The sequence below is a fragment of the Parabacteroides sp. PFB2-10 genome (assembly GCF_029893085.1).
Classification (GTDB): domain Bacteria; phylum Bacteroidota; class Bacteroidia; order Bacteroidales; family Tannerellaceae; genus QVMG01.
Window position 1 is genome coordinate 40,632 of record NZ_JARXWI010000004.1, and the last position, 12,992, is coordinate 53,623.

The following is a 12,992-nucleotide window of genomic DNA, read 5'->3' on the forward strand; positions in this document are numbered from 1 at the left end:
TAAAATGAATAAAAACCTGGTTATTGTAGAGTCACCTGCAAAAGCAAAGACCATTGAAAAATTTCTTGGTAAAGACTTTAAGGTGCTCTCAAGCTATGGCCATATCCGTGACCTGAAAGCAAAAGAAATTAGTATTGATTTTGAACACAACTACAAACCCGAATATGTTATTCCCACGGATAAAAAGAAACTGGTAACCGAACTGAAAAACGAAGCCAAGAAGTCAGAAATGGTATGGCTTGCTTCCGATGAGGATCGCGAAGGGGAAGCTATCTCGTGGCATCTGAGCGAAGCGCTCAATCTGGATCCGGCTAAAACGAAACGGATCGTATTCCATGAAATTACCAAAAATGCCATATTGCATGCGATTGAAACACCGCGTGACATCAATATCGACTTGGTGAATGCGCAACAGGCGCGTCGTGTGCTCGACCGTATTGTCGGGTTCGAGCTTTCGCCGATTCTTTGGAAAAAGGTGAAGCCGGCGTTGTCGGCCGGACGTGTACAGTCGGTAGCTGTTCGTCTGGTGGTAGAGCGCGAGCGCGAGATCAATGCGTTCGTTTCGGAAGCCTCTTACCGGGTGATTGCTACTTTCATCTTGCCCGACGGAACGACGCTATTGAAAGCAGAGCTTAACAAACGCCTGAAAGATAAAAAAGAGGTATTGGCTTTTCTGGAATCATGCAAAGAGGCCTCTTTTGACATAGAAGATATTACCCGCAAACCGGTCAAGAAATCGCCGGCTCCGCCATTCACTACCTCCACCCTGCAGCAGGAAGCGGCGCGCAAGCTGGGCTTTTCCGTTTCGCAAACAATGACGTTGGCGCAACGACTCTATGAATCAGGATTCATTACCTATATGCGTACCGACTCGGTGAACCTGAGCAACCTGGCATTAGGCACTGCCAAAGAGGCGATTCTCGAAGAGTATGGCGAGAAATACTATCAGTTCCGTCAATACAATACAAAGACTAAAGGAGCGCAAGAGGCACATGAGGCTATCCGCCCTACCTATATATCCCAAACAGAAATATCGGGAACTCCCCAGGAGAAACGACTGTACGAGTTGATCCGCAAGCGCACGATCGCCTCTCAGATGGCTGATGCTGAATTGGAACGTACGACCATCACGGTGGGCATCAGCAACCATACGAACGAACGCTTCGTGGCAACCGGTGAAGTCATCACCTTCGATGGTTTCCTGCAGGTCTACCTCGAGAGCAACGACGAGGAGGGAGAAAGCGAACAAGACAATGGCTTGTTGCCGGCTGTGAACCTGAAAGATAAGCTCCAGGCACAGGACATCGTAGCCACTGAGCGCTTTACGCAACGTCCGCCCCGCTATACCGAGGCCAGCTTGGTGCGCCGCATGGAAGAATTGGGCATTGGACGTCCTTCTACTTACGCGCCTACTATTCAGACGGTGCAGAACCGCGAATATGTAATAAAAGGCGACAAAGACGGTATCACCCGTGATTATGAAATTGTTTCGCTGACAAAAGGAAAGATAAAAGAGACGACAAAGAACGAAAAGGTAGGCTTTGATCGCAACAAACTGATGCCTACCGATATCGGCACAGTTGTGAATGATTTCCTATTGGAATACTTCCCTGATATCTTAGACTATAACTTCACGGCAAGCGTAGAAAAAGAATTTGACAATATTGCCGATGGCGAGTTGGAATGGACCAAAGCCATCGATAAGTTCTATAAGCTTTTCCATCCGAAAGTAGATGAGGTAAAAGCCATCCGCACGGAACACAAAGTGGGCGAACGCGAATTGGGTATTGACCCCAAGAGCGGCAATCCGGTGTTTGTTAAGATCGGACGTTATGGCCCTATCGTGCAGATCGGCCAGGCAAATCCGGACGATAAAGAGGCGCCGAAACCGCAGTTTGCCTCTTTGATGAAGGGACAATCCATTGAAACCATCACATTGGAAGAGGCACTGAAGCTATTCGATCTGCCACGAACCGTTGGAGAATACAACGGAAAAGAGGTAGTAGCCGCCGTAGGACGCTTCGGCCCATTCATCCGCCACGACGGTAAATTCGTGTCTATCCCGAAAACATTGAATCCGCTCTCGATCACATTGGAAGAATCGATCGCCCTGATTGAAGAGAAACAACAGAAGGAGGCACAGCGATTCATTAAGAAGTTCGAAGAAGAACCCGAACTGGAAATACTGAACGGCCGCTTTGGCCCGTACATCGCTTATAAGGGAAAGAACTATAAGATCCCGCGTAAAGGCACTAAGCCAGAAGAACTTACCCTGGAAGAGGTGCGCCAGATTATTGAGACGGCCGATAAGAATCCGAAACCAGCCAAGAGAGGTGCGAAAAAGAGCTGATCGCTCTCTTTTATAATAATAGGAAAGCCCTTGCAGACATCAACCTCTGCAAGGGCTTTTTCGCTTTGTAAATATAGTTTTCCGGCAGTTGTATCATCAGATATTTTTCCTACTTTTGCAAAAAGATAGGATGCATCCCGGCCTGATTTAAGCGAACCCGGCATGGCATTCGATTTTTATTGTTAAAGCACCTAAACATTACAAATATGATATTCAGATTTCTTATCTTATCAGATGAAGCAGATGACTTCAAACGCGAGATCCGCATCGATGCAGAAGCTACCTTTCTGGAGTTGCATGATGTCTTGCTTGATTCCGTCGGATACAGTCGTGACCAGATAACCTCTTTCTTTATCTGCGACGATGACTGGAGTAAGAAGATGGAAGTGACCCGGGTAGAAATGGACACCTCTTCGGAAGTCGACAACTACATTATGGAAGAGACGCAGTTGGAAGAGCTGTTGGAAGACGAACATCAGAAGCTTCTTTTTGTATTTGATTACCTGACCGAGCGTGCTTTCTTTATGGAATTGCGCGAGATCATCCCCGGGCAGAACCTGGCCGATCCGGTTGTCAGCAAATCGGTTGGTATGGCTCCTCCTCAGATCATGGCTTTCGATGAGATTGACACCAAGACAATCACTGCTGCCAGCGTAGGCGAAGAGTTCTATGGTGACTCGGAATATGATATGGACGAACTCGACGGTGCCGGATTCGAAGGGCTGGATAGTATCAGCGAAGATATGTTCAGCGACGAAAGCTTCTGATGAAAACACTTCTTGTGTTGTTGGGACCGACCGGGGTGGGCAAGACCGAACTGAGTCTGCGCCTGGCCGAGAAGTTTCAGACATCCATTATCTCTTCCGATTCCCGGCAGGTGTATAAAGAACTGCCGATAGGAACGGCTGCCCCTACACAGGAGCAACTTGCCCGTGTGCCTCATCATCTGGTGGGCATACTCTCCCTGACTGATTATTTTAGCGCCAGCCTTTTCGAAGAGCAGGTACTTTCGCTGTTGGACGAGTTGTTTCAGCAGCGCGATCTGGTGGTCATGACCGGTGGCTCCATGATGTATATCGATGCGGTCTGCAAGGGCATCGATGATATTCCCACCGTGCTTCCCGAAATCCGGGCATCGATCTATGCACAATATGAACGGGAAGGTTTGCAGCCCATCCTCGAAGAATTGCGCGAAAAGGATCCGCAACACTATGAAGAGGTCGACCGTAACAACTACAAACGGGTTATTCATGCCGTCGAGATATGCCGGCAAACCGGACTTCCTTACTCCTCTTTTCGTACAAAAAGTAACAAAGAGCGTCCCTTCCGGATTGTGAAAATCGGGTTGACTCGGGAGCGCGACGAACTCTGCGAGCGTATCAATCGGCGCGTCGATGAGATGATGCAGCAGGGATTATTGGAAGAGGCTCGAGCCGTTTACCCTCATCGCCACCTGAACTCCCTGAATACCGTAGGCTACAAAGAGCTATTCCAATACTTCGACGACACCTGGCCGCTCGACCTGGCCGTCGAGAAAATCAAACGCAACAGCCGGGTCTATGCCCGCAAACAAATGACCTGGTTCAAACGCGACCCGGAAATCACTTGGTTCCACCCCGATGATGAAGCCGCCATCGAGGCATTTCTGAATCAAAACTCCCAAATCGAAGTGTAAGCAAGAGAGGCCAATTTTAACTAAAACTCGCTCCTTTTGCTTACTATTCGCATTGTTAAAAAGTGTTTCTCCCGGGAGTTTGTGAAAAAAGTCCCGGGTTTTCGGAAAAAAACTCCCGCGGTTTTGACAAAATGATATTTTGCGAACTGCCCAATATGCATTTTGCGAATGGATCATCGATATAGCGAATGCTTTCAAAAAAGTAGGGTTATAAACCATTTGTTATCCCCGTTTCTTCACTACATTTGTCTTGTCTTGTTTTTTATGCCCTTTGATAGAACAAAATGGGGGATATCTCCGTTATTTCAATAAGAGCTACAAGGTGAAAGAATGAAGAAGTGGATTAAGTGGATAGGCATACTGTTTTTGATACCAATCGTTTTGGTATTGCTTATAGCTGCGCTCTTATATGTCCCAGCGGTTCAGAACTTTGTGGTCAGACAGGCCACCCATTATGCCAGCCAAAACACCGAAATGGATATCCGTATCGACCGGATACACCTGGGCTTTCCTTTCGATCTGAAGATAAAAGGGGTGGAGGTAGTATCCTATCCCGACACCCTGCTCTCCCTCCAACAACTATCGGTGCGCGTAAACCCTATGCCGCTGGCAAAGAAGATCCTTTCCGTCGAACAGGTACGCCTCGAAAAAGCCCGGATCAATACGGGAGATCAACTGGAAGGCATGTTAATCAAAGGAGAGATTCCTGATTTTGTATTGAAAGCGGACTATATTGATTTGTCCGATAAAAAAGAGGTGGTTTTGAACCATGCCACATTGACCAAGGCCGATATTTATCTGCGCATCGATTCGTTATCGCAAAAGGGGAATACGAGTGCCTCGCCGATGAACTGGAAGATTCGTGTTGGCGATATTGCAATCAAACAATCAGCTTTTGCTTTCGATATGCCTGCCGACACGTTGAGCCTGTCGGCGCGTATAGGCAAGGCGGGACTGTCGAACGGATTAGTCGATCTGGGAGCCGCCCGTTATGAGGTAGAGAAATTCAATCTGGCGGAATCAGCCATTGTTTATGACGGCGATACGCTGGCGCCACAGCCGGGATTAGACCCAGCCCACCTGGCTTTGCAAAATCTGCAGGCCGACGTTCGTTCCATCCGTTATCAGGGAAAAGAGATCGGAGCTGATCTGCGCCGATTGGCTTTCGACGAGCGTTCGGGCTTTGTATTATCCTCCCTCGAAGGAAAGGTGGAAGCCGACAGCCTACATATAGATATACCCGGTTTTCAGTTGAAAACTCCTTTTACGAACATCACCTTGAAGGCCAACCTACCCTGGAGCCTTTTAGATGAAAAGCCTGCCGGCAATTTCGACCTCTCTCTTTCGGCTTCGGTCGGGAAAGAGGATGTATTTATATTGGTTCCCGATCTGCCAGCCGACTTCAAACAGGCTTTCCCGGCCAACCCCATCGACTTTTTGGCGAATGCAGGCGGCAGTCTGGAGGAGATCCGTCTCCGGCAATTGAAAGCGGACATCCCCGATGCTATCGTCGTAGAGGCCTCCGGAAGGGTAGGGGCGGTGTTGGATAGCGTGCGTCGTTCGGCGGATATTCAATTGGAAGCGGTGACCGGAAATATGGATTTCCTATTGTCTTATCTGCCGAAAGAGGAGCGTAATCGCTATGCGATTCCTGCGGGCATAGAGCTGTATGGGGAGGTCGCCCTATACAACCAGGAGTATACGGCCAATCTGCAGTTGACAGAAGGCGATGCCCGGGTGCAATTAGATGGCCGTTTCCAGGAAACAACGGAGGCCTATGCAGCCGCTTTGAAGATAGAGGGTTTGGAACCGGTTCATTTTATGCCGACTGATTCCATTCTCTGGGTAACCGCTTCATTGCAGGCGGAAGGGCAGGGTTTTGATTTCTTCTCGGCTCGTACCCGGGCGAAGATAAATGCACAAATCGATTCCCTCTTGTATCAAAACATCGGCTTGTCGGATGTTTCGCTGACAGCTTCGCTGGAAGAGAATCGGTATGAGGCGAATCTGAACAGCTTATACCCCTATGCCCAGGCGGATCTAAGCGTTAGTGGGGAATTGAAAGAGGAGTCTTTCACGACCATGTTGGTATTGGAGGCCAAACATCTCGATTTGCAAGGGCTTCATCTCACCGACTCGCTCTTTTATACGGAATTCGAACTCTATGCGGATGCCCAAAGCGATTGGAAAGAAAAGAACGAAGCCTTCCTCTCGCTCGGAGCCTGCAATATCAGGGTGCCGGGTTTGCGATTCAGCCCCAAGTCGCTGACGTTGAAACTGGATAGCGATGTGGATACCACACGGGTATCATTCAATGCGGGTAATGACTTTGCTATGGTGTTGACAGGCGATGCGGGGGTGAACGCCTTGTTGAAGCAGTTCGGCGAGATAGGCAATGAACTGACCCGTCAACTGGCGACCGATTCGATTATTCATATTGACGCTTTGCAAGCCTCGTTGCCCCATACCTCCCTCTCTGTCAAGGCGCGGCGCGACAATCCGATCTTCCATCTGTTGAGGACTTATTATTATAGCTTTACAGATCTCGATATAGAGGCTTCGACCTCGCCCGAAAACGGGATTCTATTGGATGCGGGCATCTATGCCTTCGCCAGGGATACCTTCCTGATCGATACGATCAGAGCCTCCATTCGCCCGGCTCCGGATGGCCTGACTTACAGCGCCGATGTGATCAAAAACAGATACCGTCTGCAACAACCCTTCACAGCCCATGTGCATGGAGCGTTGAAAAACAGATATGTTGACGCGGAATTCACCTACACCAACCACAACAAAGAAACGGGATTACAGTTGGGCGTCAGCATGACAAAAGGCGTGGACGGGATGCGTTTCAACCTCTTCCCCGAGCAACCGATCATCGCGTTCAATACGTTTACCCTCAATCCGGACAACTATTTCCGCTTTGGCAGCATGAAAGATATGGATGCCAACATACGATTGACCGGATCGAAGAACGCCTCCCTGTGGATCCATTCGATGGATCTGGGCGATACCTACCCGGAGTTGCATGTGGAATTCAATCAGATGAACTTAGAGACGATCACTTCCGGCTTCTCTATGTTGCCGAATATGAAAGGAATCCTGAATGCCAACGTGCGGTATGCCCCGATGGAAGAGACTTTTATGGTGGTGGCCGATGCGAATATCGACGAACTGTTCTATGAAAACGGGCGCGTCGGGGAGATGTTATTAAACGCTGTCTACCTGCCGTTAGACAATGCCGAACACCAGTTCGACGTGCATCTCTACCACGACCGGGAAGAACGGATGACGGCTTATGCCTTGTATAAGGCGGCGGATAAGACGAGCAACATAGAAGGAGCATTCGATATACTCTCTCTGCCGTTGGATATGGCGAACCCGTTTATCCCGGAGGGTATGGCAAAAATGGAAGGCACCCTGAACGGAAGTATGCAGATCAGCGGTTCTTCGTCGCAGCCGGTACTGAATGGCTTTATGAAACTCGATTCCAGTTCGATGTATGTCGGCATGGCCGATACGCGATTGCGCTTTGATGATCGGAAGGTGACCGTGAAAGACAGCCGTATCAGGTTCGATAAATACCGCTTGCTGACAACAGGCAATAATCCTTTTGTAATCGACGGAAATATAGATATCTCCAACTTCTCGCGCATGATGGCGGATCTTCGCCTGACGGCCAGCAATATGCAGGTGTTGAATGCCAGCCGTACGCCTGAAAGCTTAGTCTACGGCAAACTGTTTATGAACTTTGACACAAGCATCAAAGGACCTTTGTCGGCTATAACTGTACGTGGCGATGCCCATCTGTTGGCGGGAACGGATCTGACTTATGTATTGACCGATTCGCCTTTGACGGTACAGGATCGGATGGACGGGTTGGTTTCTTTCACCTCTTTCACCGACACATTGACAGTACAACGGAGGAATACCGGACAACAGATGGCGTTGGGAGGAATCAATATGTTTATGGATCTGAGGATCGATCCGACTGTGCAGTTCCGTGTAGACCTTACGCCCGACCAGTCGAACTATGTCGAATTGGAAGGGGGAGGGGATCTGGTTCTCCAATACGAACCGCCGAGCGATATCACTCTCAACGGACGCTATACCTTTACCGGTGGCGTGGTGAAATACAGCCTGCCGGTGGTGCCGCTGAAGGCTTTCGATATCCATCAGGGAAGTTATGTGCAATGGAATGGTCAAATGATGAATCCGGAGATCAATGTAACGGCCACCGAGCGGATGCGCGCGACCATCACCGATGCAGACGGCCTGCAACGGCGATCGAACTTCGACGTGGGCATCAGTGTGAAGGAGCGGTTGGAGAATATGCAGTTACAGTTTATCATCGACGCAGTGGACGATACGAATATCCGTTCGGAACTAGCTTCGAAAGATAATGACGAGCGTTCGCGCTACGCCATCTATATGATGCTTACCGGAACCTATATGGGTTCCGACCCGACCAATATGAACCTGGGTGGTGCCCTGGGTAGTTTCTTAGTCGGACAGGTCAACTCCATTGCCGGCGATGCCCTGAAAGGGGTGGATATCGACCTGGGATTAGATACCTACGAGACGGCTACGGGTACGCAGAACGACCTGACATTCAGCTTTGCCAAACGCTTCTACAACGATCGCATCCGCGTGTCGGTGGGTGGAACGGTATCGACCGGCAACACCACCGAGCAGACGCAGTCGTTCCTCGATAACTTTGCTGCCGAATACCTGTTGGATCCGGCGGGTTCCAAAACCATTAAGTTCTTCCATGACCGCAACTACGAGAGCATCCTGGAGGGCGAGGTGGTAGAGACAGGTGTTGGTATAGTGTTCCGCAAGAAGGTGCTTCGCTTGCGTGAGCTGTTCGATTTCAGGCAGAAGAAGACAACACCGGTACCGATAGAAGAGCCCAAAGAAGACAATGCCGAAAGCGAAGAGCCGGAACGTGAAACGAAAGAATAGTTAGGATGAAACAAAAGAATCATACATATAACCTACGTCTCCTTCTTCTCCTACTGGCGGTAGGGGCGGGCTTTGTCAGCTCCTGTTCGGTCACCAAACACCTGCCCGAAGGGGAGGTGCTCTATACAGGCATCAAAAAGATGGAGGTGGCCGACCCCGACCCGACCCGCGAGGGGGATGCTGCCATGCAAGAGGTAGAGGGTGCTTTGGCGTATGCGCCCAACAACGCCTTGTTCGGTAGTTCAACCACGCGCATCCCTATTCCTTTCGGCTTGTGGATCTACAATGGATTTAAGAAATACAAAGGCGGAGTCGGCAAATGGATATTCGATAAGTTTGCTGCCAAGCCGGTACTTATCAATACGGTCAATCCCGATGTGCGTGTGGCGGTCGCCCGGAATATGTTGCACGAAAATGGTTACTTCGACGGGCATGTAGCCTATGAGATACTCCCCGACAAAAAGGATTCCCTGCAGGCAAAGATCAATTATTCGGTGGAGATGAACAACGCCTACCGCTATGACAGTATCCAGTATATGCGGATGCGCCATTTTGCCGATACGTTGATCAATGCGCACCGGCACGAAAGCCTGTTGCGTAATGGCGACCAGTTCAATGTGATCCGGTTGGAGAATGAGCGTCAACGCATTGCTACCCTCCTGCGCAACAATGGTTTCTATTTCTATCGCCCTGAATATGTGGTCTATGAAGCCGACACCCTGCAATCGCCGGGCAAGGTGTGGCTCCGGGTGATGCGAAAACAGGGAACGCCTCCGAATGCCATGGCGCCCTACCGTATCGGAAACATCTCGGTGTATATGAATGGATACAACAGCGAGGCGCCTACCGATTCGATCCGCTACAAGGATATGACGATCTATTACGAAGGGAAACTGAAGCTTCGCCCCGAGGTATTATACAGCCGCTTGCGTTTCAAACCGGGAGACCTCTACACCCTGGAGGAGCAACAGCGCACGCAAACCGGGCTTTCGCGCCTGAATGTGTTCCGTTATGCCGAGTTTCAATATACGGAAGTGAACCGTTCGACCGCGCGCGACAGCATCGGACGAGGCAGTTACAATAGGCGTACCCGCGATGAACAGGGTGGTGTAGAGCGCTTGGATAGCCTGCGCCGCCGGAGCGATATATACAACCAGAACAACCTCTTGGATGTGCGCATCAATACCGTCTTCGATTATCCTTACGATGGTGAATTGGAAGTGAATGCCAGTACGAAGAGCAACGATTATGCCGGTCCGGGAGCAATCTTCTCGATCACCCGCAGAAATGCGTTCCACGGCGGGGAGTTATTGGGCTTCCAGGTGAAAGGCTCTTACGAATGGCAAACAGGAAACCGGATCGACGGAACGAAAATAAACAGCTACGAGATAGGCGCCAATTCGACATTGACCATGCCTTTCGTGCTCTTCCCAGGGTTTGTTTACCGTGACCTGGTGCGTCCCTCCAGCACGACCTTCAAATTGAGTGCCGACCTGATCAACCGGGCGCGCTTTTTCCGGATGACTTCTTTCGGGTTAACGATGATGTACGACTTCCGTCCAAGTCCGACCACCCGCCACCAGGTGACGCCCTTCCGTTTGAACTATAATAAAATGAAGCCAACGGATCTCTTTATCGAAAAGGCGGAAGAGAACCCTTCGCTCTGGCTGAGTCTGCAGGATCAGTTTGTTCCGGCCATGAGTTATATGTTTACCTACGACAACACGCCGATAGCTAAGCGACATTATTTCTCCTGGACCACCTCGTTTACGCAAGCCGGTAACCTGATCAGCAGCATAGGCGCCATTGCCGGAAACGACTTCAATAAGGAAGGGAAAAAACTATTCGGAAGCCCATACGCGCAATTCCTGAAACTGACCAGCGAGTTTCGCTACAACCGCCGCATCGATAAGAACAACCGGCTCGTCGGACGTTTGATGGCTGGTGGAATCTACAGTTATGGCAACTCGCGGGTAGCGCCTTACAATGAACAATTCTATATCGGAGGAGCCAACAGTGTGCGTGCTTTTACGATCCGTTCGATCGGCCCGGGACGTTATTATGCCGATCCCAAAACAAATCCATACACCTATATCGATCGCACGGGAGATTATAAGTTTGAAGCCAACCTGGAATACCGCGTGCGCCTGGTAGGCGACCTGGAGGGTGCCTTGTTTTTGGATGCCGGTGGTATATGGGCGGCTCGCGAAGACGACCGCACCGGCGGCACGTTCAAAGCCAGCGAATTCCTCAACGACCTGGCGTTAGGTACCGGGGTGGGTCTGCGCTACGACCTCTCGTTCCTGTTGATCCGCTTCGATGTAGGCTTGGGCTTGCATGTCCCTTACGCCACCGACAAGAAGGGTTATTTCAATATCAACCCCTTCCGCGAAGGAGGCTATTCCTGGCATCTGGCCGTCGGCTATCCGTTTTGACAGGGTGAGTGTAAACAAAAGGCGGTTTTGCTATCAAAGATTAAAATGGCAAATGGTGGAGGGTATGTTGGGCTTTTCACGCGTGTTGAATGATGAATGTGTTGTTTTGGCTATGTAGAGGCTCGTCAAATTAAAAAGAATAGCTACTTTTGGCAAACAATAAAATTTTATAACTCTAAAAGAAAGAATATGAAACATGGTGTGTTAGTATTGCTTGGGGCGGCTCTTCTGTTGAGCTCCTGCGGGCAGAAGCAGGTAGAGAGAGTGGCTTTCCAGCAAGGGGAGTTTAAGGAATGGGCCAAGACCCCTCCGATGGGTTGGAATAGCTGGGATTGCTATGGGCCGACGGTGATGGAACATGAGGTGATAGCCAATGCCGACTATATGGCAGAGAACCTGAAAGAGTTTGGCTGGGAGTATGTGGTAGTGGATATCCGCTGGTTTGTGGAGAACGACAAAGCGGGCGGATACAACCAAACCGACCCGCGCTATGTATTGGATGAATACGGACGTTATCAGCCGGCCACGAACCGTTTCCCCTCTTCTGCCAACGGAAAAGGATTCAAGGAACTGGCCGATTATATACACAGTAAAGGATTGAAATTCGGTATCCACATCATGCGCGGCATCCCGAAAGAGGCCGTAGAAAAGAAACTCCCGATCTTAGGGGCGGAAGGCGTAACGGCCGACCAAATCTACTCCACGGAACTGCAATGCCGCTGGTTGCGCGACAACTACACAGTTGTAGCCGATCGTCCGGGTGCGCAGGAGTATTACAATTCTATTTTCAACCTGTATGCCGACTGGGGTGTCGACTTTGTGAAGATCGACGATATTACCCGTCCGTATCATCAGCCGGAGATCGAACTGGTGCGTAACGCCATCGACCAATGCGGCCGTCCGATCGTATTAAGCCTGTCGCCGGGAAAAACACCGCTTGAAGACGCCGAACATGTGCGCGAGCATGCCAATATGTGGCGTATGGTCGACGATGTATGGGATCTTTGGAGAGACATCACCCACCTGTTGGACGTAGCCCAGGGCTGGTATCCCTATATTACGCCCGGCACCTGGCCCGATTGCGATATGATTCCGCTGGGAAGAATCTCCGTACGTGGCGAGCGAGGCGAAGACCGCATGACCCGTCTGACACCGGACGAGCAATACACCCTGATGACGCTGTTCACCATTTTCCGTTCGCCCTTGATGTTTGGTGGCGATCTGCCGAGCAACGATGCCTTCACCCTCTCTTTGCTTACCAATAAAGAGGTATTGAAAATGCACCGCGAAGGCACGGATGTGCAACAGCTTTTCCAGCAAGACAACAAGGTAGCGATTGCCTCTCGCAATCCGAATACGCAGGAAGCCTATTTGGCTATCTTTAATATCGACGACGAAAAGGCGCAGGAGATCGCTGTCAACCTGAAAGATCTGGGCTTGAATGGCGACTGTAAGGTGACGAATATGTGGACCGGCGAAGAGCTGGGTATCGTATCCAACGACTTCGTACAGACATTGGCTCCGCACGCGTCGGGATTGTATAAATTCGCGAATTAAGGGGAGAGAG

The 12,992-nt window shown here is 50.1% G+C and carries 6 protein-coding genes; all 6 read left to right on the forward strand.

The genetic code is table 11. The annotated features are described in order from the left end of the window. Positions 1-4 precede the first annotated feature (4 nt). The 6 genes from topA to M2137_RS04680 all read left to right on the forward strand — a co-directional run bounded on the left by topA (position 5) and on the right by M2137_RS04680 (position 12,982). Positions 5-2,350, forward strand: coding sequence for a type I DNA topoisomerase (gene topA / locus M2137_RS04655; RefSeq protein ID WP_280765301.1), 2,346 nt, complete (start codon positions 5-7; stop codon positions 2,348-2,350). Positions 2,351-2,556: 206 nt separating this feature from the next. Further along, positions 2,557-3,117, forward strand: a complete 561-nt coding sequence (locus M2137_RS04660; protein ID WP_280765302.1) for a hypothetical protein — start codon at positions 2,557-2,559, stop codon at positions 3,115-3,117. Then, a complete protein-coding gene (gene miaA, locus M2137_RS04665) occupies positions 3,117-4,025 on the forward strand; it encodes a tRNA (adenosine(37)-N6)-dimethylallyltransferase MiaA (protein WP_280765303.1) in 909 nt (302 codons plus the stop codon). Before M2137_RS04660 ends, miaA begins: the two co-directional genes overlap by 1 nt. Positions 4,026-4,355: 330 nt before the next feature. Next, complete coding sequence (locus M2137_RS04670) at positions 4,356-8,990, forward strand: translocation/assembly module TamB domain-containing protein (RefSeq protein WP_280765304.1); 4,635 nt, start codon at positions 4,356-4,358, stop codon at positions 8,988-8,990. Positions 8,991-8,995: 5 nt separating this feature from the next. Beyond that, positions 8,996-11,425 (forward strand): BamA/TamA family outer membrane protein, encoded by a 2,430-nt coding sequence (locus M2137_RS04675; protein WP_280765305.1) that lies wholly within the window; start codon positions 8,996-8,998, stop codon positions 11,423-11,425. 189 nt (positions 11,426-11,614) lie between these two features. Continuing rightward, entirely contained in the window at positions 11,615-12,982 is a 1,368-nt protein-coding gene (locus tag M2137_RS04680; RefSeq protein ID WP_280765306.1) for a glycoside hydrolase family 27 protein, read from the forward strand. Positions 12,983-12,992: the final 10 nt, after the last annotated feature.